This window comes from Providencia alcalifaciens DSM 30120 (assembly GCF_000173415.1).
In the GTDB taxonomy this organism is placed as follows: domain Bacteria; phylum Pseudomonadota; class Gammaproteobacteria; order Enterobacterales; family Enterobacteriaceae; genus Providencia; species Providencia alcalifaciens.
Window position 1 is genome coordinate 229893 of sequence record NZ_ABXW01000004.1, and the last position, 24301, is coordinate 254193.

Sequence of the window (24301 nt, forward strand, 5' to 3'; positions counted from 1 at the left end):
CATGTTTTGGAGTAAAGATTACTAAAGCTCAAGTATCAACTTCGAGGATGCCACATCAAAAAATTATCACAAGTATACATATATTATGTGTAAATACTATTTTTGGTATAAAAAGTGGATGAATTTGTATACTTTACTTGTCTAACATATAGGAGAATGATTTTTTATGATGAAAATAATTAATCATGGAGCACCTTTCATTATTCAACATGGAAAAAAGCTTATATCTGGTAGTAATGGAGCTACCCATTTTGCAAAATCAATCGCAAAAGTTGAAAATACAGATAAAATAAACTTTATTTGCTGTTATAGTGCTAATGGTGGTCGATTTTCTAATGCTCAAATGCTAGCAAATGAGACCGGGGTTCCTGTTATTGGATACCATGGCAAAATAAATCCCCTTAAAGCGAATAACACCGCAAATTATGGGGTTACATTTTATCCTCAAGAAAATAAATTTACAGCTCAAGTTTGTTCTTCGGTTAATACTATATTAGGGGCTCCTATAAAAGCTCTTCTTGCGGTAAGAAACTTATTACATTAAGATAGTATTCTATTTAATTAATAATTAGATGAATATACTGAATCTGGTACTTGCCGAGACATTTAATTAAAGTATATATCAGATTTAAATTAAATAATGACTAATGGAGTTGAAAAACCATTAGTCATTATTGTTTTATGATTTTATCTAGCTATTCATTGAGTTTTTGAATCAATGAAGTCCAATAAATAATGTAATCCACCTTGATCGATATGGTTAGATTCTTTTTTCCCTATATCAACTGGATAAAATAAACCTGATTTGGTGTCATACAAAAAATTACCTTCTGATAAATCATTAGGAGGGCATCCTTTAGCTATCATTTCTACAATTAAAGTCATAAATTTATTTTTAGCATCGGGATTAAAACTTTCAACCTTGGACATAGGGATTCCCGGAACCTTCAACATTTCAATGGCTCTATTTGATAAAACAACAGCTGAGTTTTCTCCATAAAATTTATTAAATAATATAGCTTGTTCAACTATTTCTGATGGATTACTACTATCTAGAAAAATTTTTAATACTTTAGATGGATTCGTTTTATCTTCAACAACAAAGGCTTCACCACCTTTACCTATTTCTGAACCAATGCGAGTATAATTTTTGCAAATAAACTCTTCAAAAGTTAGCCCGGTATTAGAATTTTTTTGTTCTATATGCGAATTATTTGGTGTTTGTATCTGCTGGTTAATAGTGCTTCGAGGAACGTCTACCTGTCTGTTAGGGAGAAGCGTTGAATGGTTATGTATTGTTGTCCTATTACAATTTTGAATCCAATTTTCAACCTTTGCAGAAAGGTTTGGGTTATTGATCTCACCAGCGACTCTTCTTAGTTGAAGTACTAGTCTTTGGCTGTGTATACTGGTTTCTATTGGTTTATTTTCTTTAAAAAGACGTTGAGCATCTCTGATGCTTATCCCAACATCAGAATTAGCAACCCTAACTAGTTTATTTAATGTCTTTTGTGATAAAGCTTCATTATTCGCCTTTTGCATTAGCGCAGAAAAAACCGTCGCTGTATTTACATTTATTCTATTGAATATACCTAACATATAAACTCCTTTAACTGAGTTTTTGTTTATATAACATTTGGATAAGGTTTACTTTCAAATATTAATCAAGCTGCTTATCTATCTAATAGATATAGTATCTATAATAATTTCTTTATCGATTTTTTTCATAAATTAACTTATTTTACAGGTTGTTCACCGAATTGAATATATGGCTCGTATTAGAGTTTTTTTTCAGTTAAAAACCAACCAGTAATACTTTCACGATTTGTTTCAGTAGGTAATACTTCATGAGGAAACTCTTCGGACATAAAAAAAATCATGCGACCAGCAACAGGCTCTAATCTAAACAAATGATTATCTTCGTGGTCATAGACAATCAATTCACCACCATCAGTAGGTTTCCATAATTCATTCATATATAAAACAGTCGTAATTTTTCGGCGGCTGACTCCTTTTGGATTATCAAAATGTTTCTTATAGAATCCTCCTTTTGGATAACGGCAAAAATGCGTTTCAAAATCACGTAGACCAAGATAAAGTTGACAATTAAGTGCTTGCCTGATTTGCTCCATTTTATCCAGATAATGAATTACCGGCTCTCCCATTTCTGGCTCTAGCCAAACTGTTTGGTCACCGCGAATAGTTTTATTTTCTTGGAGTGAGCCTCTGTACCCAATTCTTGCATCTTGCAATGTTTTTGGTAAGCATTGTTTAATCATTTGAATATCTGACAAAGCCAGAAAACCGTCCCACACATACCAACCTTGTGATGAAAGTGAATCAATAAGTTTATTAGTTAACATGATGAATATTAGGAAAGTTATTAGGATAACTCCTTATACGTCAAGAGGATAAAATAATAAAATTAAAAACTTTAATCGTGATGATAAAAAATTATTAGTACCAATCACTAAAAATATAGCTTTAATTGTTATAGTGCTCAGAGTTCCTTATTTCCCCCTATATAATGGGGGATACTATAGCTGCCAACGAAACATATAACTTTAGTTAAGTTACTTTAAATATTTAATATCTAGTGCTTTCGCTTTTCCTTGTTGGTTAGTTAACATATGGTCAATAGTTTTTCCTTGATATGCTCCGTTCCAATCTGGTCCAGACATGCTGGCTCCTTGAGCTGAAATAATTTTTAGTCCTAATGCTTTACTGGTGATAGATGGCAGTAAATTATATTTTGCTTCAAGTTCTGATTTTATTTGATTAAAATCACCCCCAATATAAATATCCTCTGTATTATCTATGTTTACTCTATCTATTAATGATATTATTTGACTTAAGTTCTCTGTGTTTTTTTCCTCTCCAGGATAATGAATAGAGCACATAATTAAAGAGTGATTATTAGTATTATTAGTAAATAATCCCATAATACATGGTTTGTTTCTGCCTAGGTGGAATTTTTCAACATATTTAGCTGTATATTTGCTAGAGTCATACATAATTGAGCAGTAGTCATCACTGTTATTATATTTATGTTCTATGTAATTGAATTTTTTATTATTTGTTGTTTGGGTGTTGATTTTTTCATTTATTAATTTGGGGTTGAAACACTCCTGCAATATAAGAAAATCATTTTCAGATATTTTTCTTAGTAACTTATCATTATTTATTAGTGTTCTTTCCCTATTAGCTATACTTAAGCTCCCATTATTTATAGTGTGATTTATTTTTAGTGATTTTACGATTGAAGAATATATATCACTATTACAAAGTTCATTATGTGGTAATGAGTTTATATGTTTTATGAGTGAATTTCTGGCTATTTCTCTATTTCGTAGAGATTGCTCTATATCTTGATTCCCTTTTTTTAAATCAGCAAGTCTTGATTGTTTATATTCTTTATTTAGGAATGATAATAAATATTCTACTCCTTTATTTGAACCTAGCAGAATTTCATTTATTATGGTTTTTTTTGAAAAGTTTTTTGATAAATAAATTTCCGTAGATAAATCATAATATAACCATGTCGCACTAATTTTATTTTTTGTATAAAAATATTCAAGTTCATTTTTTGGTATTGTATAAATAGACTCAGGTATTTCAATATTCTGATAGTTGTTGTTTTTATGTGTATCTGCTAAAAGATTCCAGCTAAATATTTTTGTGTTATTTTTTTCTGATGGAAATGAATAAAATATAGGCATATGATCTGAGATAACCTGTGGTTTTATTATATCCATACTTCGATCTAATTGAGCGAAAGTGAGCGCATTTGCTCCGAATCTAGAAGGACCTGCTACTGCCATCAAATGTTCAAGAAATATTGAATGTTCATTTTTCTTACCAGTAAATAAATCCTTTTGATTTTTAATACTATTTTCATTTTGTGAATATAAATTTTGACTTGTGCTAGATATTGATGAAATAGGCATTAACGTCTCCTGGGTATATTATATGGAAATATTAAATATTTATTTCTGATATGATTTTTTAAATGCAAGTTGAAGGTTTTTTGTCATGTTATGTAAATTGTTTTTGTTAATGGTTTTATTTTAATAGTAGCCAAATGAGTGCTTAATATTCAGAATTCTTGAGCAAAATTATATATATTATAAATATAGATATCATCAATCATTCCGATAGGTCTATCAAATCAGTCAATTAACAACATTAACATAAACTTGCTCACTATATTATTATTGTATTGATTTTATTGACTAATTATTTTGTTTTCTTTGCTGTTTTTTTCTAACAGGTATCTTTTGCTTCCATTTCTATAAATGCAAAATCGTATTCCTTAATGTTGCATACTTCACCTGAGCCAAGTTCAAGCTCGTAAAATTGCACATCTGATAGATTGGAAGTGATCCGCGATCTAAAGTTATTGACAGGACTCTAAGAATGCTGTTTATAATTTAAATATGATACAGTCGATTTACAACTCTTTGCTCGTATACAAAAAGTTTTTTGTGCAATTTGATACGAAATTATGAACTTATTTTAGTAAAGAAAAAGCCGTCAGATTTTGAAGTGACGGCTTAAAAATAGAATCCAATTTAACTACAAGCTAACCGATATGAAGACAAAGAAATAACATTATCATGATTAAGATTTGATTTTGATTGTGACTTGAATAAAATTTTTTCTGAATACTTTTCATTGATAAGCTCTCTTAACATCTCTGGTAAAATGTTGAGACGCTTAGATAAAGACTCTATATCTGAATATACATTATTCAATAAAACATCCATTGCGTTATAAAAAAGCTCTGGTTTTTCATGTGAAATTAGACAATCTTCTTTTTCATCAATAGCTTCTCCTTTACGCTTGAGCCCAAAGAATGCTGTTTTATATTGAGCATCAGTCAATAATGACAATTGATGAGCACGATAAATTATCGCTGCTTTGCTAACTTTCCACGTTAATTTAAATTGACTTAGCCCTTTCCAATCGATTCTTCCACCAATTGGTTTAGGAAAATATTTTGCCATTGCTGATCTAGGTAATAAAAGAGCTGAAGCAAACCTATTAGCTTGCGATTCCGTTATCCTGTCCCCTGTTGATATACCACCATGAAAAATCAAATGTCCAACTTCATGAGCAATATCAAACCGTTGTCTGCACGGTGATTTTTTAGCTGTATTCCTTACAATAAAGGGGCGCTCTAAAGGTACAGATAGGGCATCTACATCATCAGATACTGAATCAAAAGAAGTTACAAATGCTCCAAGCTTTTCTGCAAGTCTTGTCATATTATCAATGGGACCAAAACCCAGTCCCCAATCAATTCGACATTTTTCAGCAGCTTTTTCAATATCTTCCTGAGTATATACCTTAATTTCTGGGAATCTGACTGGCGGTAAATTTAGATTTTCCTCAAACACATCAATTAAGCGTCGGTATAACTCAGCTTTTGCTAAAGTGGCTAATTTAGTCGCCACTCTTGTTGCACTTCTTTTTCTAAAATGAACTATCTCTTCATTGACAGGAGACTGCTCGTTATTATAAAAAAAATCAGGTAATACAAATAAAACACATGCTAATTCATTAGTAAGCTCTTTTGTTGGTAATGCATAACCTGATTCCAAGCGCTGAATATATTGGCGGGTTTTACCAACCCGTTCAGCAACTTGTTCCAGTGATAACTCGTGATACAGACGAGCCAATCGCAAATTAGAGCCGTTAAACACGCTTCACCTACTATTTCTTTATCTGTTTTTTGGTTTCATCAGGCAAGGATACACTGATAGGATCAAGTTCAATAGTCACAGGAGTTGGTGGAGTATTATCTGTAGAATGTAATACTGGTATTCGACCTTCACCATAAGTCCATTTCGATATTTGCTCCTCTAGCGCATTATAACCAAGAAAATGCACTCTAGCTCCTTCACCTTCAAATTCTGGTTTCTCAATAACAAACCTGTGTACTATTGGGACATTTTGCTCTGGTTCCCACAATTGGTCCACTTGATTTCGACGAAAGTAGCCTTGTTTTTTAGGTTGCTCAGGGTCATCAGAAAAAAAGCGAACAGGTATGTTCTCGATATTAAAAGTAACATCCATCCCTGGGTTTGTTAAGATAGCCAATCATACTTATCACTCATACATAACTTGATCAAAAGCTGTCTTTGGCGACCAAAAGTACAAGTTCCTTTTGTATAATTATCATCTAATGGTGTTGATAACTGCTCATACGTATGATCCAATACGCGCAACAACTCTTCTGCAATAATACTTAAACGTTCCTCTGTTAATTCAGGATAAAACTCCCACGGTGCTTTATATTCCGCCATATCACGCCCTTGATGGTGCAAAAAGTAAAGTTTGTCAACTCGAATGATGGTGCAAATCCCATGGTTTGTCAACCTAATGAAGCTCACATATTTCGGTTTGTTAACCTCACCTTATTTTGCGTATTTTAACGCATGACATTTCAAAACAATAACCCTATACATAAAACAAAAACAAACCAAAGACCGACAAACATAAAATACTTAGTTAACATTTTTTGCCCTCAATTTTGTTATTCGCTCCAGTGCATCTGCACATCGTTGTTTGTATTTCTCAATCTTTAATTCTTTATTACTTTTTTTACCGTTTACTGCCTGCCGATAAGACAATCGTTCTCCATCCCACAAAATTACAGCATCACTCAAGATGATTTTATTATTCAATATCAATGAATTAATTAAGTTTTCCTCTGGAATATGAACACCCAATGACTCAATTAGTGATTTCAGTTGCTGATTAATTTGGACATGCATATCTTTTCTTGGCTTAATGTATAAATTCTTAGGTTTGCGACGTTCTTTACTAGATGATTTACTCGTCATTTTTCCATTTAAACGATGACCATTAACCATTAGGCGATAAATTGCGCCATTGAGTAAAATATCATTGCCACATAGCATATCTTCAGCTTCAGATTGAGCAATAATAAGGTCTTTTTTATTGAACTCGCTCACAACAAAATTAACTAAATCTTTTGGCTGTGATTGTTTTTTCTTGCCTTTTTTCAATCTGCTATCAATGTTATTGCTATCAGCAAGTAGGCATTCTTTTTCAATGGCGAAATTAAACACAGAATGAGTTAAAGCTCTGTCAATTCCCCCTGTCTTTTTGGTTAAAAATTCAGCTATCGTAGAGTTATTGACAGAACTCCAAGGGGCGGCAAAGCCGCCGAGAAAAGCCAAAGACTCCTTATCTGTGATTTTAGACGCTGATTTTCTAGTATCGATTTCTTTTGGTTTATCGTTAGATTTAGTTTGAATTTTCCATGTTTTATGGCGCGTACAGATACGACCATTCACCCCTAACTTAGGGACTAAAATTCCAATGACACGCTCGACAATTTCACCGTAAATATTTGGTTCATCTTTTTCTTCATAAGCCAGTTTTACCGCATAGTTGCCGCGAGGGGTCAGAACACCGCCCATAAATAAGGTGTAACTTGCCCAACAACCAGCATCAGCGGCTGCAAGAATATTATCTAACTGCGGATCAGATACGAGTGCCTTTAGCTTTGTCGGGTGTGTAGGGTCATATTGTTTATTTTCAGTTAGTGTTGATATCAATTGATTATTTAATTTTCTCAATTCACGCCAGACAGTCACTGATGGTTGACCAATAGGTTGATATTGGCGTATGCGATAACGAGCCGCCCATGCCGTGGCAAACTTGGCTGTTTCGGTCATTGGTTTGCCGGATTCGTCATCTAGCAGTGGATTTCCGTCTTTATCACGCAAGGCGTATCCGTCAATATTTTTAGAAATATATTTCGCTATATAGGCTGTGGCACTACCTTTAGCGGGATCAATCTTTTTGAAATTGAAACGCTCACGATGAAATTTAGAAAGTTCATGCCTATCTTCTTTGATTGCATAGGCGTGAATAATTTTTGTGATAGCACGGCGATCACTTGGGTGCATAAATAATAATAAATGCCAGTGGGGCGTACCGTCATGATGCGGTTCAGCAACGCGGAATCCATAAATGCGTAAATTTTCACGATGCAGCTTTGCACCGATTTTTGCCCATAATCCAGTTAAGTATTTTTGTGCGATTGATGGGGTATCGTGATTCCATTTATAGTTCATCCGACCACCATAAGTCGTGCAATGGTACTTTGACGGGCAAGTGATCGTATAAAAAACACCAACATCCCCATTATGCTGGGCAACATACTCAACACCTTGCATGCGAGTCATTAACTCGTGTCTCCGAATAGCGGGATTACTGATGCTAGACAACACCATATCTTCAAGTGATGCAGTATTACCCTCTTCATCAATCAATTCATGGGATTTGAAAAAATCACTATTCTTGCGCTTCTGCTCTTTCCATTCTTGAAAGGCTTCTGCACTGATATAGGGATGCGCTTTCTTATGAACTTGATTACTAGCACGTAGTAGGGCTTCTCTCCAATCCGAACGCATACGCCATAACTGGCGCTCCCACCACTCAGGATTAATGACGCGATTTAATGCTGCGAAAGCAGAGGTTAGATCATAATCATCTGTAGTTTTACCCGGTTTTGGAGATAAGACATTCCAACCCGGAGGCAACACCTTTAATGAGAATACCTCTGTTGCAATCTCACGATAGACTGCAATCATGCCCGCCTTATCTATATTTTCCTTTCCGCCATATTCATCTAGTTGTTTGTTAAGCAATAACTCAACTCTTGATGCAATTTCATTTGCTAGTGATTTGATTCTTGGGCGACTCATAGCCGATAGATGCGGCCAAACACCACGATAGTAAGCCGATAATAATTTATAGGGGCTAACGGAGTGTTGCGCTCTGACGATATTCAGGCGTAGTAATGCTTTCTTAACTGTTCCGGTTAAGAAAGCATTACTTTTTTTAGAGGAGCGATTCTTTTTAAACCATGCTATTTTTTTTTGGTAAAACGTTTTGATAAAGTGCGGCTCTTTATTTAGCCGCTCCTCGATACCCTGTGGTGTTTTTGTCCAGCTCTCATCTAGTCTTTCTTGCTCTTTTTTTGCTTCCGCAATTGCTCTTTCAATATAGGCGGTTAACGAAGGGCTACGGAGTTGATTATCAATAGCGTCATGCTTAATTAACCTTGAAATATAAGCATGGGTATCTTTGTGATAAGAATAGACTGGTTCAGGCTCACCATTTCCAGCAATATCCCAACCGTTATTTTCTTTTGACGGTTTCTTCCAGTCACCGACTTTATAGGCGTAATCAATAGCAAACTCCCTATCAACAAAGGAGTCGCTGTAATTTTGATGACGTGTTTGCACTGCTAACTGACTCATTACTTGTTACCAGAAAGCTCGGCAATATGATTTACGATTTGGTAAATGAGGTCGAAGCTGCTCCATAATGTTAACTTTAGAGCCAGCCCATTTAAGAATTGTTTTATTTAACTTAGCCACGATAATTATCCTCAATACGAATAATTGAAAAAGAAATCATCACAAATGCAGGTAGCGGTTTAAGCTCGCTATAAACCTCATTAATTTTTGTAATGTCAGTGACCAAGCAAAAAATAACGTTCCCCGTATAATTCGCATAAGGCTTATTTACTGAGTTAAATTCACGTAATAGCAACTCATCACCAACTTGAAAATCTCTATCAGCTCGGCGAAATTCAGCAGTTTTTAATCCATCTTGAATCAATCGAAAATAACGAGGTGCTATCTTTAGCTCATGAGTTCTTTTCATCATTCAAACAGCCCGATAATGCTTAATTTTCAACTCAAAAATTGTCTGACAATCAATACAACGAGTGCAGCCAACTGAAGCAATACGACGTTGCTCTGGGATAGGATTGTCACAATCTTCACACACAAATGCAGATGCGTTTACAGCTCGGTTAGTTACGGCTTTTATTTGCTGTTCACGCATCAAAATTTCATGTTCACTGGCACGGTCGATTTCTTTAGACATGATCTAACTCTGCTGCCAAGTTTGAGAAATGTTCAGACTCACCAATAAGTAATTGATGGATTTGGTCGTATGCCATTTTTTCTTTGATTGCTTTACAGGCGATCGCATCAAGACGGGATGAAAACATATCAAATAAGGATTTTCGTTCATCGTTTCTAATTGCGGAGATAGTCATTGCAGCGAAATCGCGTTCATTTGTTGCAATACCAAAACCAATTGAAATATTTTTCGTTTCTTTATTTTTCACTGCTAAATCCTCAAATTTAGAATGTAAAAAAAACTAACGCGTTAACGTCATAAAAATTATTTTTTTGATTTAAATAGGCATGGCTATATGTTTGGGTAATAGAGCCGCTAGTGCTTTCACTTGGTTAATTGCAGATATAATAGATTGTTTATCTTTTTTACTAAAATCCTCTAATGCTAAATGATGCTTATCACTATTAATTCCTGCTAAATAAAAAATCATATTTAGCATTCTTACATCATTTAATCTTAAATACTCAATAAATCCTGATAACTCTGTATTATCTGGACATTCTTTATTTGAATGAAAAACCGTTGTTCTTAATTGGGCTGCCTTATTCAACTCATTCACACGGTACTCAATACTTTCACCATGATTTTCATAGCGCCTAATCGTTCTTTTACTTGGCGAAATATCATCAGTTTTCACATTACTTACTGATTCAATCAACTGTTTAGCTTTAACTAATTCAATTGCTGAATTATTCATTTCTTTTATCAAAATACAGAAGTAAAAATAAAAAATAAGAATAAAAGGCTAATAAACATAAATAACTTATCAATGCTAGATAACTTATATTGCTTCTTATTACTTTTGAATTTATTAACAGATGAACCTGTTAATTTATATTTGTGCTGCTGAAAATTTAATTGAGTCATTTTTCTACCCCTTTATTAGTGGATAAAATGGAAGTTCATCGACAATTATAAATAGTGAATCAATATATTTAATGGCATCATTTATAGAATCAAATAATCCAAATGAATTATCATCGCGTTGAACATGAAAACGAGTTACGGGACTCATTGCTTTAGCCGGTAACTTAATGATTTGAAAGTTACGATACTTAAAGCTATGTGTTGATACTTGAACTAAATTCATATTCATTTTGGCTCTCCTAACCCAAGCCAGCGTAACCAACCATCACGCATTTCTTTTGGTAATGATTCATGAGCAAGCTTTAACCCAGCATTCCAAGCTGGAATATAAACCCAATACTCAGCACGTTGAGAGTCAGGGCTTTCTTTCATTTCCAATACTGGAAGCTTGCCTTTGTTAATCATTCCTTTCACTGCTTCTGGCGATTTGCCAATGTGTTTTGCAAATTCCTGATACGGCAAACCATCAGAAACGCTTTTAATTTGATACTGGTTGTCAGAATTACTTATCACCGGTTTCAACATCTGCTAATCTCCCTTTCGCTAATCATTAGTTATCTGTAGTTATTATAGATACTTTACAGTTATGACTAATACGATAATCAACTTATTTATACAATGGTATAAATATTATATAAAGGTGTAATTATGTCAATAGATGTAGCAGAAAAAATAAAACTGATACGTGAATCAGAAAGATTAAATAGAAGGGAATTCAGTGAGTTAGTGACTATTCCTTATAGTACTTTATCTAGCTATGAAACTCGTACTAAAGGGATGAGTATAGATTCTGCAATGAAAATATTAAGCCACCCGAGATTTTTAAAATATACGATGTGGTTTATGACTGGTGAAGTTGCTCCAGAGGTAGGTCAAATTGCACCAGCTCTCGCACACTGTGGGCAAGAAATAACAACCTCGTCCCATTCAGAAAAGAAAACTGGTTAATCATACATTTAGCATTTTGTGATTTTATCGAGTCACAAAGCATTTCTTCCATTGGAGGGTTTTCTTATGTCAATTAAGAAACTTGAAGATGGTCGATATGAAGTGGACATTAGACCGGCTGGCAGAAATGGAAAACGTGTCAGACGTAAATTTCAAAAGAAACACGAAGCTATAGCGTTCGAAAAATACCTTATTGCGAATCATCAATCCGATGAGTGGAAACCGAAACTAAAAGACAAGCGACGGTTATCCGAGTTGGCTGAAATTTGGTGGAAATATCACGGTAAAAATAATGAGCATGCAGCTCATAGGCAACGAGAAGTTAATCGCGTTATTAAATTGATGGGCGATCCCGCGGCGTCATCGATAGATAAGTCGACACTAACTTATTATTGCCATGACAGATTAGCTAGCGGTGTAAAAGCATCAACGATTAATCGAGAGCTAGTGCAATTGAGAGGAATGTTTACGTTCTTGATTTCCTCTGGTCTGTTTTTGTCAGATAATCCAATTGCGGGTCACAAAAAACTTAAAGAAGACATTCCTGAAATGTCATATCTCACGACATTTGAGGTGAAAAAATTGTTGGCGGAACTAAGTGGTGATAACTATCGTTTAGCCATATTTGGTTTAAGTACAGGCACTCGCTGGAGCGAAGCTAAGCGTGTCAAGTGTGAACACATTGTTCATAAGCGAGTTACACTTTTTAAAACTAAAAATGGTAAAAAACGCACGATCCCACTATCTCAAAATGTTATTGATATAGTGACCAAAGACAGGACAGCATTTTTATTTCCAAATGCATCTTATAAAGATTTTAGGAATGCGCTTCGCAAAGTTAAACCGGATATACCAAAGGGACAAGCTACTCATATTATGAGGCATACTTTTGGCACGCATTTTATGTTTCGAGGCGGTAATATCGTGACATTGCAAAAGATTCTTGGTCACTCAAAAATTGAGCAAACTATGACTTATGCGCATTTTGCTCCTGAGTATTTAGATGATGCAATAAGGTTTAATCCACTTAGAGATATAGAATCATTTTAGTGACCACAATTGACCACACTTAGATCATTATTGGTCATTACTAGTTACCTGTGATTCTATATAAAACAAATGGTTAGATGTAACTTGTTGTTATTAAATGATGAAAAAAGCCCCTTAATAGGGGCTTGTTCTACATAATGAAGGTCAATTAGGCCGTAGGTTCTAAGATTTTGTGCATAACGGGATGAAACTTACGTTTAAAGTACACTAAACCATGTCCGTCATCACTGACGACGATCTTTTTCATCTCAACCATATACACAGAGTGAGTGCCAATATCTTGGACTTGGGTAATTTCACCCTCAAGATTGGCAAGCGCATTTCTTAACAGTGGTTGTTCTAAAATGCCTTTATCCCACACATCCCAGCCGAAACGCTCATCCATGGTTGAACCTTTCATGCCGGCGAAATGGCAAGCTAATTCTTCTTGGTCATGGTTGAGAACGTTAACGCACAGGCGGCCATTCTTTTGAAAAACCGCGTTCATTGCACTGTTGCGGTTAACGCATACCATCAAAGTGGGTGGCGTATCAGTCACAGAACACACCGCAGTGGCAGTAATACCACAACGACCTTCTGGACCATCCGTGGTGACGATGTTAACAGCGGCACCGAGACTTGCCATCGCATCTCTGAAACGTAAGCGATGTTCATTTTCTAAAGACATTTTGACCTCCTGCTACCGATTACTTCAGCAGCGAATCTAACAGATTAATATCATTGTTGTTGTGCAGGTGAGGGCGCTTCCAGCCGTGCTGATCATAGTCAGACAGGCAGCGATCAACCATATCTGTCATGGCTTTCATATTGCCAGAACCGTATGCATGACGCAGACATTGCAGACGAATTTCGTCTTGGCTTCCTGCGTAGTTAATTTCATACAGCTCGTGACGACCGCCAAATTCACTACCGATAGCATCCCACATTAATTTTAAAATTTTAATACGTTCAACGTGATCCATCCCATTTGAACCGCGAACATATTTCGCCAGATATTTATCAATCTCTGGATTATTCATATCACGAACGCTTGATGGCAGGTAGATCAAACCACTCGTTACGTTACTTTCGATGATATTTTTGATTTTGGTGTAGGCCATTGGTGCCATAACACGATAAGTCTGAATGGCTTGGGTATCAGGTAGGTATGCTCCACCTTCCCACGCTTTCGCTTCTGAACACATGGCATCAGTCAGTGACCAGAATAAGTTACGCCAAGCAACGACTTCACCGAGATCGGCTTGAACACCACGGAAGTCAATGACCCCAGTACACTCAAGGCTCTTTTGCAGAAGACCTGTAATGAAATCCAGTTTTACCGCTAAGCGAACACAAGCTTGTAATGGGAACAGGCGAGCGAAACCACCTTGTACCGCCCAGTTACGAGCACGGTCGAAATCGCGATAAATCAGTACGTTTTCCCATGGAATTAACACATGGTCCATGACTAGAATAGCGTCATTTTCATCAAAACGGCTGGATAACGGATAGTCAAATGGTGCACCTGTTGCGCCAGCAACTAACTCATAAGATGCACGGGAAATTAATTTCACGCCGTCAGCATCCATTGGTGCAACGAACATCAGAGCAAAATCAGGGTTATCACCCATGACCTGTGCAGAACCAAAACCGATAAAGTTGTAGTGTGTTAACGCGGAGTTGGTTGCAACAACTTTTGCACCGCTGACGATAATACCTGCATCAGTTTCTTTTTCTAGCTTTATATAAACATCTTTAACTTCATCAGCAGGCTTATGGCGATCGATTGGTGGGTTAACAATCGCGTGGTTGAAGTACAAACCACTCTCTTGAATACGTTTGTACCAGTTACGTGCGTTATCAGCAAATTGACCATAATATTCAGGGTTAGCACCTAAACAGCTGGCGAATGCCGCCTTATAGTCTGGAGTGCGTCCCATCCATCCGTAGCTTTGACGTGACCAATCTGCGATGGCGTCGCGTTGTTGGCGTAAGTCATCTGCACTTTTGGCAAAACGGAAGAATTTGTGTGTGTAACCTCCGTTGCCTGTATCTGTGCCCCAGCAAAGTTGGTCATGAGTCGATTTATCATGAAGCGCATCATATAACTGTCCTATTGAAGCTGCAGAGTTACGAAAAGCAGGGTGCGTGGTCACATCTTTAACACGCTCACCATAGATATAAATCTCGCGACCATCTTGTAAACTTTTTAGATATTCTTGGCTATTAAATGGGCGCTTAGCATCGGAACGAAAATCTTCTGGTTTCATGTCTACCTCGTTATAGAACAAAGAGGGCTTGCGGGTTATCGGCATACAAAGATTGCAAGCTTGAATAATGTTAATTTTATGTTTGTTTTGTGTGTACTAATTGAATCGTTTTCTGTGGGGTTTTAAAAGAGACTTTCCAAAGGATTACTGGTACTTTTCGTTGGTAATGTGGTTTTATAAAAGAAATGTGATCTTATCGATATTTTAATATTAATGCTTTTTTGTTTTTTGATAAAAAGTCATTAATTATCATATCGTTGTAATTCATTTAAAAATTAATAATTTTTATTTTTAATTTTAATTTGAGTGTTTTTTGAGCCGCTCATTCACTTTTTGTTAGGTGCTAATAGTACAAGTTGCAACTTTAAAAATAAAAATGCAAGACATCAAAAATGTTTGAATTATGTAAAATAGTTTAAGGGGAATGCTAAAATTTTAGTATGAGTGACTCAGTGGATGTTTTGCTCACGCCATTGACTGGGAGAGGTACCCTCAGAGCGATTGAAAAAGCGGGCAAAATAGGCAGGATCTTTGAATCCAAGTTGGTAGGCAATTTCAGATACGGGGCTATCACAAAATAGCAGCATACGTTTCGCTTCCCGTAAAATTCGGTCGAAAATAAGTTTCTTTGGCGGGCGGTTAGCAAACCGGCGGCACATGTCTTTGAGTCGTGATTCAGTGACACCAAGCTTATTAGCATATTCGGGAACAGAGAGGTGTTCACGATAGTGCATGTCTATTAACTGGTTGAAACGTTGGAATAATCGATGTTCACCACGCACGCCGCTAACATGGTGCTCGTCAAGAGGGACAGAGCGCAGTAAAAAGGTGAATAGGGCTTGGGCAAGTGAAGATAACACTTGGTCTCGACCAATATAGTTATTGGTCGATTCCCTTGCCATTAAATCCCAGTAATGATTGAAGGTTTCAATATCTTGCGGCTTATCTGCAACAGATAAGCAAATAGCAGGAATATCCAATCGATCCAAATTAGCAGAATACAGAGACTCTAATAGAGGCGAAATCAAATCCTGTCGTACGGTTAATACATGGCCATCAGTATCTTCTTGGGTAAAAAACGCGTGAGCGACAGAAGGTGGGGTCAATATAAATAGCGGTGCTTGCACAGAATAACGTGACTCATCCAGCTGCAATGTAATGTGCCCAGTGACCAAATAGTGTAATTGGAAATAGCCATCGTGACGATGAGCGGGCATGTCGCGACCGAAGAAGGCGGCAAGCTTGCCAAAGGTTTGGTAGTGGACGTCGTCGTTGCCCTGGACGTCATCATAATCCTTCCCAATATCTATATTTGTAATGCCCGTCATATTTCGACCCGTAGCGTTGTTGGCTTCACTCCGTTACTCGGGTCACATACTTATGTATGCTCCCCAAGATATCGTCGTTTGCCGCCTAGCTACAAGCCGAACTATTTTGGGCATTCCCACGTTTTCGGTCTGTAGCGTTGTTGGCTACACAAGCTAATCCTAGCCACATACTTGTGTATGCTCCTAGGAATTAGCTTGCTTGCCGCCTAGCTGCAACTCGAATTATTTTGAACAATATTTAAGGGGGAATTAAAAAATCTAAATATTTTCAATTTGTTGCAGCACTCATTTCTTTAATTCGACTGTTTTACAGTTTTGCCGTTTACGGTGTGGCTCTTGGTCTTGAGTTTTTCATTGGGATAGCGATGACCAGAAGGGCACCGACGACCAGCAAACCCGCCACAAAATAAAGACCTGAATTAAAGCTACCCGTTTGATCTTTCAGCCAACCGATTAAGAGTGGGCTGACCGCGGAACCTATATTACCTGTTGCGTTGATCACTGCAATACCAATGGCACGAGCGCGTAAACTGATCGACTGATCTGGTGTTGTCCAGAAAACCGCCATGGCTGTAAATGAACCGGTAGACGCCATAATGATCCCCAATAATTGGATCATCGGTTGATGGGTCATCGCTGCGATGACCCAACCTGCCGCTGCAAACAAATACGGTAACGCGGTGTGCATCTTACGCTCTTGCAAGCGATCCGAACGGCGACTCCAATAAATCATCCCCAAAATCGTACAGAACTGAGGGATCGCAGTTAATAGTCCGATCATGGCATTACTGCTGCCTTGGTTAAAGCTCTGCATAATTTGCGGCGTCCAGATATTAATGGCGCTCAGCGTGTTAGTTAGGCAGAAATACGCCACGGTATACATCAAAATCACAGGGGTGAAAATTTCTTTCCACAGGCTGCTATTTTGCAGCGCAGTCTGACTTTTTGATCCGTGTGGCTGCACTAATTCTAACTGGTCTTTATCCATCATCTCTTGCAGCGTGTCTTTATCTTCCTGAGTCAGCCATTTCGCTTTCTTCGGAGAATCATCCAGATAGAACCACACTAAAATACCCAGCAGTACGGATGGGAAACCTTCCAGTAAGAACAACCACTGCCAGCCTTTCAGATTTAACACACCATCTAGCCCTAAAATATAACCAGAAGCGAGTGAACCAAATGCCATAGTAACAGGCATGGCAATCATAAATAGCGCATTAGCACGCGCGCGGAAATAAGCGGGGAACCAGTAAGTTAAGTAAACTAACATTCCCGGTAAGAAGCCTGCTTCAGCAATACCTACCAGCATTCGTAAAATATATAAGCTGGTTGGTCCAGTCGCGAACATAGTGGCGGTGGAGGCAATACCCCATAGCACCATGATAGTGGCAATCCAGCGACGTGCACCGACAATACCAAGCATGATGTTACTTGGAATACCGAAAATAATGTAGGTGGCGTAAAATAAGGTGGCCGCTAGACCAAACATGGTGGAGGTTAGACCGATGTCTTTCCCCATTGTCAGTCCTGCAAAGCCGATATTAATACGGTCTAAGAACGAGAAAACAAACAGCACGAACAGGAATACGATCAGCCGTTTAAATAGCTTATTGATGACCCGCTGTTGCGGCTCTGTGAGGTTTTTATGTTGCTCCGCAGGATTGTTACTAGCAACATTTTGTGAATGGCTCATTATAATGCCCTCTATTACAATTTATTATAGGTACAAGGGTCTACTAGGCAGTTATTAAGGCTGCCTTGGTTGTGGTTGTGATTTCTTGCTTACTGTCTAGGTAGCTCGTGAGCGTAGGGTAAAATAGAGCGACCTAGAGAAGTTCAGATTGCTTAGTACACACTCGAGCCGCTGTTATCCATATCGGAAATGGTTTTACCAAATTTTGCGGCAAGTGCTTCGGCGGTACGCGCTAATAATGTGGTGTCCACACCGACGGCAACAAATAGCGCCCCGAGCTTAATATAGTGTTCAGCAATATCCGGTGCTGCCATTAAGATCCCCGGCGCTAAGCCAGCAGCGCGAATTTGTTTAATGGCGTCTTCGATAGCGGCTTTAACTTCAGGGTGGTTTGGATTACCAGAAAAGCCCATATCTGCGCTTAAATCGGCCGGACCAATAAATACCCCATCAACCCCTTCAACTTTGAGGATCTCAGGCAGGTTTTTGATAGCTTCGCGGGTTTCTACTTGGACAATGACACACATTTCATCGTTAGCGCGTTTTAAATAATCTGGAATACGGTTCCAGCGAGAGGCGCGTGCTAATGCGCTACCTACGCCGCGAATTCCGGCAGGTGGATAGCGTGTTGAGCGAACGGCTTGCTCAGCTTGTTCGGCATTTTGTACCATTGGCAGCAACAGTGTTTGCGCACCAATATCCAGCAACTGTTTGACGATCACCGGATCATTCCACGGCGGTCGAACGACGGGTTGTGAGGGATATGGCGCGATAGCTTGTAATTGCGCTAAGGTGGTTTGTACGTTATTTGGTGCGTGTTCGCCATCAATAAGCAGCCAGTCAAATCCAGCACCGGCAACAAGTTCAGCGCTGTATGGGCTGCACAATCCTAGCCATAAGCCAATTTGTGGTTTGCCTGTTTTCAGGGCTTTTTTAAATTTATTTTCTAACAGATCCACGGTGAACTCCTTATACAAAGCGGCAGCTAATTGAGCCCATCACGCCGTAGTCAACGTGGAAAACATCCCCTTTACGTGCAGGAACTGGGCGAGTAAATGAACCACTAGGGATAATTTGTCCTGGCTGTAACTCCACATTGTGTGGCGCTAATTTATTGGCTAACCATGCCACGCCATTGGCTGGGTGGTTTAGAACTGCTGCTGCAACGCCAGATTCTTCGATCACGCCATTACGATAAAGCAGGGCGCTGATCCAACGCATGTCTAAATCACGAGGTTTAATCGGACGTCCACCTAAGATCACTGCACCGTTTGCCGCGTTATCTGAAATGGTGTCGAACACTTTACGTGGACGGTTAGTGTCAGGATCGATATTGTGGCAACGCGCGTCGATCAGCTCTAAAGCGGGGATCACATAGTCCGTGGCATTATACACATCAAATAAGGTGCAGTTAGGACCGTGCAGCGGTTTTGCCAATACGAAAGCCAGCTCAACTTCGATACGCGGGACGATAAAGCGATCCGTTGGAATATCACAACCATCATCAAAGAACATGTCATCGAGCAGTGCGCCATAATCAGGCTCATCAATCTGGGAGCTGGCTTGCATCGCTTTGGATGTCAGACCAATTTTATGCCCTTTTAATACGCGCCCTTCCGCCAGTTTTAAGCCAACCCACTCTTTTTGAATGGCATAGGCATCTTCAATGGTCATTTCAGGATGATCCAGTGAGATTTGACGGATTTGTTGGCGGCTTTTTTCCGCTTGGTTTAGGCGTTGAGCGATTGTTGAAATAATATCTTGTTGCAACATGCTTAAAATGCTCCTGATAACTCTTTGCCCTTCGCATCACTGCGTTATTGCATTAATGCGAAGGGGGAGAGTATGACTAAATCGGCTATAGTTAGTGGGATAACCCACCAAAACAGAGATATTTCACTTCCAGATAATCTTCGATTCCGTAACGTGAGCCTTCACGACCAAGTCCTGACTGCTTAATACCACCAAACGGAGCCACTTCATTTGAAATCAAACCTTCGTTAATACCGACCATGCCGCTTTCTAAGGCTTCAGCGACCCGGTAGATACGCCCGATATCCCGTGAATAGAAATAGGATGCCAGACCAAATTCTGTGTCATTCGCAAGGTCGATAGCCTCTTGCTCATCACGGAATTTAAATAGCGGTGCTAATGGACCAAATGTCTCTTCTTTTGCCACTTTCATGGATTCAGTCACATTGACTAAGACAGTGGGTTCGAAGAACAGACCACCAAGACTTGCTGATTTACCACCTGTCGCGATGCTGGCACCTTTGGCAACGGCATCTGCGATGTGTTCAGACACTTTATCGACTGCAGCTTGGTTGATGAGTGGACCTTGTTCTGAATCCGCTTGCGTTGCTGGACCAATTTTTAACGCGCTAACGGCTTTCGCAAGGCGAGAGGCAAACTCATCGTAAACGCCTTCTTGCACTAAAATACGGTTTGCACACACGCAGGTTTGTCCGCTATTACGGAATTTAGCGGCTAAAGCCCCTTGAACAGCAGCGTCTAAATCCGCATCGTCAAATACGATAAATGGTGCGTTGCCGCCTAATTCCAGTGACATTTTTTTCACGGTATCGGCACACTGTTCCATCAGCAATTTACCGACACGAGTCGACCCAGTGAACGTCAGCTTGCGAACGATTGGACTCGAGGTCATGATGCCGCCAATGGCTTTCGCATCAGTACCCGTGACGATATTGAATACCCCAGCAGGAATACCAGCTTCTTCACCTAACGCGGCTAACGCTAGTGCGGATAATGGTGTTTCAGCTGCAGGTTTTAATACCATGGTACAACCCGCCGCGAGGGCAGGACCGACTTTGCGGGTGATCATGGCATTTGGGAAGTTCCATGGGGTAATGGCGGCAACCACACCAACAGGTTGCTTAATGGTGACTAAGCGACGACCTGGTAGGGGGGATGGAATAGTTTCACCGTAAGTACGTTTACCTTCTTCGGCAAACCACTCAATGAAGCTAGCACCATAGGCAATTTCACCCATCGATTCATTGATAGATTTACCTTGCTCAGTGCTGAGAATTTGCGCCAACTCTTTTTGGTTTTCCATCATTAAACGGAACCACTTGTTGAGGATTTGGCTACGCTCTTTGGCACTTTTTGCCCGCCATGCTGGTAAGGCTTGTTCTGCGGCTTCAATAGCCTGTTGAGTTTCAGTTGCACCCACATTGCTGACGCGAGCAATCACTTCTCCATTTGCAGGGTTAGTCACATCAAATAGGCTATTGTCTTTGGCGTTAACCCATTGACCATTAATGTAAGCCTGTTGGCGGAATAATGTAGAATTGGTGTTTAAGCTCATTTTTCGTTGTTCTCCGAAGACACTGAATGAACGTGTGCATGGACATTTCTAGCGGACAAGCGTTGGCTTGAGAAACTCAGTCCGGCACAAATCGCCATTACGAGTGCCATAGCAAATGGGGATTCATCTTGTAGTATGGACACTGCAACACTGGCAAAGGCTGCCAAGGCGAACTGAATTGAGATGGCGAGCGCACTGGCGCTGCCGGCGATTTTTCCGCGGTGTTGCAGTAACAGTGACAAACTGTTGGTGCCGATAGCATTCACCATCGATAGGAACAGGACCACTAGGATAACAATAATTGGTAGGCTTTGTTGATAGAAAATTAACAACAGCACACCAAAAATCAATTGGATACCACTTTGCATGCCCAAAATTCGTGGCAGACTATACACCTTGAGCAACCGGACGTTCAGCAGCAACATGGCAATCATGCCTAAAATATTGCAGCCAAACAGCAGCCCATAATACTGTTCAGAAACACCAAAATAGTTGATATACACAAACGGTGAACCACTGATAAAGGCGAACATACCGGCAAAAGAGAATGCCATGGTGCCAATGATACTCAGTGCTTCTCGGTCTGTGAGCACCAACCGATAATTATGAAAGGCGACACCCACTAAATTGCGGGACTCACGCTGATGAGGCAAGGTTTCAGGCAGCAGTAAGAAAATAGCTAAAACGGAACACAATCCGACAGCCGCTAATACATAGAATATGACTTGCCATTCAAAATGAATTAATAAAAACCCGCCCACCAATGGTGCTAATAATGGGGCTATCATGGTGACCAGCGTCATCAGTGACAGCACTTTAGGAAGTTCATTTGAGGGATAAACATCACGGGCAATCGCCCGCGCCATCACGATTGCCGCACCGCTACCAAATGCTTGTAATGCGCGAAATGAAATTAATGCCTCAGCGCTGGTGGCTTGAGCGCATAACAGGCTGGCGAGGGTAAAAATCACCAGCCCACTTAATAGCATTTTACGACGCCCTAACAGGTCACTTAAGGGACCATAAAACAACATTCCAACACAAAATCCACCAAAGAATGCACCAAGGGTGTACTGCATTTGCCCTTGGGTTGCATTCAATGCTTGCGTCATTTGCGGTAGAGCAGGTAAATACATATCGATCGATAGGGGACCAAACGCCACCAGTGAGCCCAATAATGGGATTAACCAGCGCGGTATGGATCTATTGGTAAATGAAATTGGCATATTACCCCCTCTCGTGATTCATCAATGAATACGTATTAACTGGTGCGCATCAATTATGATTTGAACAGTGCGTGCACGTTGTTCTGTTTGTAGTTCAGAACAGGATCGAGCTCTTCCATGGTGAAAGAGAGCGCCAAGTAACGCTTTGCCATTAAATCGGCAAAATGTACTTTGATCAGATCAAACAGCATTTCCCCGGTTTTTTGGCGATCTTCAAGGGAGCGACCCGCACCAATTTTTAAGGTCATATGCACAAACGCGTAATCGTGTTTACCATCTGCCATTTGCCACGTATCTAACCAAATAGCGCGGCTACGAATACCGCCCAGTGGGAAAATACCTGTGCCTGCCAGTGCGCTATTCACTTTAGCAAACAGCTCTGGGAGAGCCGCTTCTTCACGAATGTTGTCAGTGCATTCAGCATAAAAATGAGGCATATTCGCTCCTTACGCGTTAGCAGCTTGTTTGTCAGTAATAAACTTTGGCAGTGGGAAAATCGCGTTGATTTGTCCAGTTCCGGAGCTGGCGAACAGGTCGGTTAACACTTCCACTTTCTCATCATATTTATCCCAGCCCAGCAGACCCAGTAACATCACTGTGTCATGCATGTGACCTTCGCCGTAACAGTAATCGGCATATTCAGGCAGCATTTTGCAGAATTCAGCGAAACGACCTTCACGCCACAGTTTGACGACGCGTTTGTCCATTTGCTCATCGAATTCGCGGGTATAGCTGTTCATGCCGTCTTCCGCTCGATGGTCATCAATAAAGCGGTGAGATAGGGAGCCGCTCGCTAATACCGCCACGGTACCGTCATATTTTTCAATCGCAGTCAGTACGGCTTCGCCTAATTTGCGGCTAGTTTCAAAGCTGTGTGAGGTACAAAATGCGGAGATGGAGATCACTTTAAAGTGGCGATCGCTGTTCATATAACGCATTGGAACCAGCGTTGCGTACTCTAGAGTTAAGCTTGGAATTTCATGAGCTTGAGCACGAACGCCTAGCTTGCGAGCTTCTTCGCCGATCATCTGACCCAATACAGAGTTGCCGTCATACTCATATTCCATATCGCGAATAAAGTGAGGCAATTCATTACTGGTATAGATGCCTTTGAAGTGATCGGCACAGTTAATGTGATAAGCACTATTGACCAACCAGTGCGTGTCAAAAACGATAATGGTATCAACACCCAGTTCACGGCAGCGACGGCTGATTTCTTTGTGGCCATCGATGGCCGCTTGGCGACAACCGTGGTTTTTGCCCGGTAGTTCAGATAGGTACATTGATGGGACGTGTGTTACCTTCGCCGTTAATGCCAACTTACCCATTTCCTTCCCCCTCAGCTTATCCGTCATACTTCGCGCCGTAGCGTTGTTGGCTTCATAAAGTCACCCTAGTCACATACTTCAGTATGCTCCTAGGGATAACTTCACTTGCCGCCTAGCTACAACACGAATTATTTAGGATAAGTAGCTAAATTAATTATCATTGATTCAAAATTACTTAGAGATAAATAATGGTGTAGCCTGCTACTGAGTAATTTTGCTTTCTACTGTGTATGCTTCCTGAGATTCCATCGTTTGCCGTCTAGCTACATCACGAATTATTTAAGCTAAGTAATAGTTTGGCTTAATTCT

26 protein-coding genes are annotated in these 24301 nt (G+C 39.4%); 3 read left to right on the forward strand and 23 right to left on the reverse strand.

The window, feature by feature from the left end:
* The first annotated feature begins 166 nt into the window (after positions 1-166).
* Entirely contained in the window at positions 167-544 is a 378-nt protein-coding gene (locus PROVALCAL_RS01470) for a hypothetical protein (RefSeq protein ID WP_006657292.1), read from the forward strand.
* A gap of 155 nt (positions 545-699) precedes the next feature.
* Here the strand turns inward: PROVALCAL_RS01470 and PROVALCAL_RS01475 are convergent, their stop codons facing one another.
* The 13 genes from PROVALCAL_RS01475 to PROVALCAL_RS01535 all read right to left on the reverse strand — a co-directional run bounded on the left by PROVALCAL_RS01475 (position 700) and on the right by PROVALCAL_RS01535 (position 11367).
* The gene (locus PROVALCAL_RS01475) at positions 700-1599 is read right to left on the reverse strand and encodes an OspG family effector kinase (RefSeq protein WP_006657293.1); all 900 of its coding nucleotides are present in this window, start codon (positions 1597-1599) and stop codon (positions 700-702) included.
* Positions 1600-1778: 179 nt separating this feature from the next.
* On the reverse strand, positions 1779-2363 hold the full coding sequence (locus PROVALCAL_RS01480; protein ID WP_006657294.1) for a 2OG-Fe(II) oxygenase: 585 nt from the start codon (positions 2361-2363) through the stop codon (positions 1779-1781).
* Between the two features lie 210 nt (positions 2364-2573).
* Positions 2574-3947, reverse strand: coding sequence for an endonuclease/exonuclease/phosphatase family protein (locus PROVALCAL_RS01485; protein WP_006657295.1), 1374 nt, complete (start codon positions 3945-3947; stop codon positions 2574-2576).
* A gap of 624 nt (positions 3948-4571) precedes the next feature.
* Positions 4572-5705, reverse strand: coding sequence for a helix-turn-helix domain-containing protein (locus PROVALCAL_RS01490; RefSeq protein WP_006657296.1), 1134 nt, complete (start codon positions 5703-5705; stop codon positions 4572-4574).
* A gap of 10 nt (positions 5706-5715) precedes the next feature.
* On the reverse strand, positions 5716-6102 hold the full coding sequence (locus tag PROVALCAL_RS01495; RefSeq protein ID WP_226890328.1) for a hypothetical protein: 387 nt from the start codon (positions 6100-6102) through the stop codon (positions 5716-5718).
* Positions 6090-6308 (reverse strand): hypothetical protein, encoded by a 219-nt coding sequence (locus PROVALCAL_RS19915; protein ID WP_006657298.1) that lies wholly within the window; start codon positions 6306-6308, stop codon positions 6090-6092. The genes PROVALCAL_RS01495 and PROVALCAL_RS19915 overlap by 13 nt, the downstream gene beginning before the upstream one ends.
* Positions 6309-6509: 201 nt before the next feature.
* Positions 6510-9302, reverse strand: a complete 2793-nt coding sequence (locus PROVALCAL_RS01500) for a replication endonuclease (protein WP_006657299.1) — start codon at positions 9300-9302, stop codon at positions 6510-6512.
* Positions 9303-9414: 112 nt separating this feature from the next.
* A complete protein-coding gene (locus PROVALCAL_RS01505) occupies positions 9415-9714 on the reverse strand; it encodes a DUF3850 domain-containing protein (RefSeq protein ID WP_006657300.1) in 300 nt (99 codons plus the stop codon).
* Positions 9715-9936, reverse strand: coding sequence for a TraR/DksA family transcriptional regulator (locus tag PROVALCAL_RS01510; RefSeq protein WP_006657301.1), 222 nt, complete (start codon positions 9934-9936; stop codon positions 9715-9717).
* Complete coding sequence (locus tag PROVALCAL_RS01515) at positions 9929-10183, reverse strand: DUF2732 family protein (RefSeq protein WP_006657302.1); 255 nt, start codon at positions 10181-10183, stop codon at positions 9929-9931. The genes PROVALCAL_RS01510 and PROVALCAL_RS01515 overlap by 8 nt, the downstream gene beginning before the upstream one ends.
* Positions 10184-10252: 69 nt before the next feature.
* The gene (locus PROVALCAL_RS01520) at positions 10253-10672 is read right to left on the reverse strand and encodes a DUF5347 family protein (RefSeq protein WP_006657303.1); all 420 of its coding nucleotides are present in this window, start codon (positions 10670-10672) and stop codon (positions 10253-10255) included.
* Positions 10673-10846: 174 nt separating this feature from the next.
* A complete protein-coding gene (locus tag PROVALCAL_RS01530) occupies positions 10847-11071 on the reverse strand; it encodes a hypothetical protein (RefSeq protein ID WP_006657305.1) in 225 nt (74 codons plus the stop codon).
* Positions 11068-11367, reverse strand: coding sequence for a Cox family DNA-binding protein (locus PROVALCAL_RS01535; protein ID WP_006657306.1), 300 nt, complete (start codon positions 11365-11367; stop codon positions 11068-11070). Before PROVALCAL_RS01535 ends, PROVALCAL_RS01530 begins: the two co-directional genes overlap by 4 nt.
* A 123-nt stretch (positions 11368-11490) precedes the next feature.
* On the opposite strand from PROVALCAL_RS01535, the gene PROVALCAL_RS01540 reads away from it, so the two are divergent.
* Positions 11491-11790: a helix-turn-helix domain-containing protein gene (locus PROVALCAL_RS01540; RefSeq protein ID WP_006657307.1), complete on the forward strand. Its 300-nt coding sequence runs from the start codon at positions 11491-11493 to the stop codon at positions 11788-11790.
* Between the two features lie 66 nt (positions 11791-11856).
* Positions 11857-12840, forward strand: a complete 984-nt coding sequence (locus tag PROVALCAL_RS01545; protein WP_039861398.1) for a phage integrase — start codon at positions 11857-11859, stop codon at positions 12838-12840.
* A gap of 148 nt (positions 12841-12988) precedes the next feature.
* On the opposite strand, the gene hpaC is transcribed toward PROVALCAL_RS01545, so the two are convergent.
* From hpaC to hpaD, 10 genes are all read right to left on the reverse strand, one after another.
* Positions 12989-13507, reverse strand: a complete 519-nt coding sequence (hpaC, locus tag PROVALCAL_RS01550) for a 4-hydroxyphenylacetate 3-monooxygenase, reductase component (RefSeq protein ID WP_006657309.1) — start codon at positions 13505-13507, stop codon at positions 12989-12991.
* A 19-nt stretch (positions 13508-13526) separates the two neighbouring features.
* The gene (gene hpaB, locus PROVALCAL_RS01555) at positions 13527-15089 is read right to left on the reverse strand and encodes a 4-hydroxyphenylacetate 3-monooxygenase, oxygenase component (protein WP_006662722.1); all 1563 of its coding nucleotides are present in this window, start codon (positions 15087-15089) and stop codon (positions 13527-13529) included.
* A gap of 449 nt (positions 15090-15538) precedes the next feature.
* Positions 15539-16417 (reverse strand): 4-hydroxyphenylacetate catabolism regulatory protein HpaA, encoded by an 879-nt coding sequence (gene hpaA, locus PROVALCAL_RS01560; protein WP_006657311.1) that lies wholly within the window; start codon positions 16415-16417, stop codon positions 15539-15541.
* A gap of 322 nt (positions 16418-16739) precedes the next feature.
* On the reverse strand, positions 16740-18110 hold the full coding sequence (gene hpaX, locus PROVALCAL_RS01565; protein WP_006657312.1) for a 4-hydroxyphenylacetate permease: 1371 nt from the start codon (positions 18108-18110) through the stop codon (positions 16740-16742).
* A gap of 152 nt (positions 18111-18262) precedes the next feature.
* The gene (gene hpaI / locus PROVALCAL_RS01570) at positions 18263-19069 is read right to left on the reverse strand and encodes a 4-hydroxy-2-oxoheptanedioate aldolase (RefSeq protein ID WP_006662721.1); all 807 of its coding nucleotides are present in this window, start codon (positions 19067-19069) and stop codon (positions 18263-18265) included.
* A gap of 10 nt (positions 19070-19079) precedes the next feature.
* A complete protein-coding gene (gene hpaH / locus PROVALCAL_RS01575) occupies positions 19080-19883 on the reverse strand; it encodes a 2-oxo-hept-4-ene-1,7-dioate hydratase (RefSeq protein ID WP_006657314.1) in 804 nt (267 codons plus the stop codon).
* A gap of 91 nt (positions 19884-19974) precedes the next feature.
* Positions 19975-21438, reverse strand: coding sequence for an NAD-dependent succinate-semialdehyde dehydrogenase (locus tag PROVALCAL_RS01580; RefSeq protein WP_006657315.1), 1464 nt, complete (start codon positions 21436-21438; stop codon positions 19975-19977).
* Positions 21435-22664 carry a Bcr/CflA family multidrug efflux MFS transporter gene (locus PROVALCAL_RS01585; protein WP_192941394.1) on the reverse strand — a complete coding sequence of 410 codons (1230 nt, stop codon included), beginning with the start codon at positions 22662-22664 and terminating at the stop codon, positions 21435-21437. The genes PROVALCAL_RS01580 and PROVALCAL_RS01585 overlap by 4 nt, the downstream gene beginning before the upstream one ends.
* Before the next feature lie 53 nt (positions 22665-22717).
* Positions 22718-23101, reverse strand: coding sequence for a 5-carboxymethyl-2-hydroxymuconate Delta-isomerase (locus PROVALCAL_RS01590; protein ID WP_006657317.1), 384 nt, complete (start codon positions 23099-23101; stop codon positions 22718-22720).
* 9 nt (positions 23102-23110) lie between these two features.
* On the reverse strand, positions 23111-23992 hold the full coding sequence (hpaD, locus tag PROVALCAL_RS01595) for a 3,4-dihydroxyphenylacetate 2,3-dioxygenase (RefSeq protein ID WP_006662718.1): 882 nt from the start codon (positions 23990-23992) through the stop codon (positions 23111-23113).
* Positions 23993-24301 lie beyond the last annotated feature (309 nt).

Excerpts from the sequence above, each read along its gene's own strand:
- PROVALCAL_RS01480 (WP_006657294.1), bottom strand. The coding sequence starts at position 2,363 with ATGTTAACTAATAAACTTATTGATTCACTTTCATCACAAGGTTGGTAT.
- PROVALCAL_RS01545 (WP_039861398.1), top strand. The coding sequence starts at position 11,857 with ATGTCAATTAAGAAACTTGAAGATGGTCGATATGAAGTGGACATTAGA.
- PROVALCAL_RS01500 (WP_006657299.1), bottom strand. The coding sequence starts at position 9,302 with ATGAGTCAGTTAGCAGTGCAAACACGTCATCAAAATTACAGCGACTCC.
- hpaB (WP_006662722.1), bottom strand. The coding sequence starts at position 15,089 with ATGAAACCAGAAGATTTTCGTTCCGATGCTAAGCGCCCATTTAATAGC.
- hpaD (WP_006662718.1), bottom strand. The coding sequence starts at position 23,992 with ATGGGTAAGTTGGCATTAACGGCGAAGGTAACACACGTCCCATCAATG.
- PROVALCAL_RS01590 (WP_006657317.1), bottom strand. The coding sequence starts at position 23,101 with ATGCCTCATTTTTATGCTGAATGCACTGACAACATTCGTGAAGAAGCG.
- PROVALCAL_RS01520 (WP_006657303.1), bottom strand. The coding sequence starts at position 10,672 with ATGAATAATTCAGCAATTGAATTAGTTAAAGCTAAACAGTTGATTGAA.
- hpaA (WP_006657311.1), bottom strand. The coding sequence starts at position 16,417 with ATGACGGGCATTACAAATATAGATATTGGGAAGGATTATGATGACGTC.
- PROVALCAL_RS19915 (WP_006657298.1), bottom strand. The coding sequence starts at position 6,308 with ATGGCGGAATATAAAGCACCGTGGGAGTTTTATCCTGAATTAACAGAG.
- hpaC (WP_006657309.1), bottom strand. The coding sequence starts at position 13,507 with ATGTCTTTAGAAAATGAACATCGCTTACGTTTCAGAGATGCGATGGCA.
- PROVALCAL_RS01530 (WP_006657305.1), bottom strand. The coding sequence starts at position 11,071 with ATGAATATGAATTTAGTTCAAGTATCAACACATAGCTTTAAGTATCGT.
- PROVALCAL_RS01505 (WP_006657300.1), bottom strand. The coding sequence starts at position 9,714 with ATGATGAAAAGAACTCATGAGCTAAAGATAGCACCTCGTTATTTTCGA.
- PROVALCAL_RS01475 (WP_006657293.1), bottom strand. The coding sequence starts at position 1,599 with ATGTTAGGTATATTCAATAGAATAAATGTAAATACAGCGACGGTTTTT.
- hpaH (WP_006657314.1), bottom strand. The coding sequence starts at position 19,883 with ATGTTGCAACAAGATATTATTTCAACAATCGCTCAACGCCTAAACCAA.
- hpaX (WP_006657312.1), bottom strand. The coding sequence starts at position 18,110 with ATGAGCCATTCACAAAATGTTGCTAGTAACAATCCTGCGGAGCAACAT.
- PROVALCAL_RS01470 (WP_006657292.1), top strand. The coding sequence starts at position 167 with ATGATGAAAATAATTAATCATGGAGCACCTTTCATTATTCAACATGGA.
- PROVALCAL_RS01580 (WP_006657315.1), bottom strand. The coding sequence starts at position 21,438 with ATGAGCTTAAACACCAATTCTACATTATTCCGCCAACAGGCTTACATT.
- PROVALCAL_RS01510 (WP_006657301.1), bottom strand. The coding sequence starts at position 9,936 with ATGTCTAAAGAAATCGACCGTGCCAGTGAACATGAAATTTTGATGCGT.
- PROVALCAL_RS01485 (WP_006657295.1), bottom strand. The coding sequence starts at position 3,947 with ATGCCTATTTCATCAATATCTAGCACAAGTCAAAATTTATATTCACAA.
- PROVALCAL_RS01535 (WP_006657306.1), bottom strand. The coding sequence starts at position 11,367 with ATGTTGAAACCGGTGATAAGTAATTCTGACAACCAGTATCAAATTAAA.
- PROVALCAL_RS01585 (WP_192941394.1), bottom strand. The coding sequence starts at position 22,664 with ATGCCAATTTCATTTACCAATAGATCCATACCGCGCTGGTTAATCCCA.
- PROVALCAL_RS01540 (WP_006657307.1), top strand. The coding sequence starts at position 11,491 with ATGTCAATAGATGTAGCAGAAAAAATAAAACTGATACGTGAATCAGAA.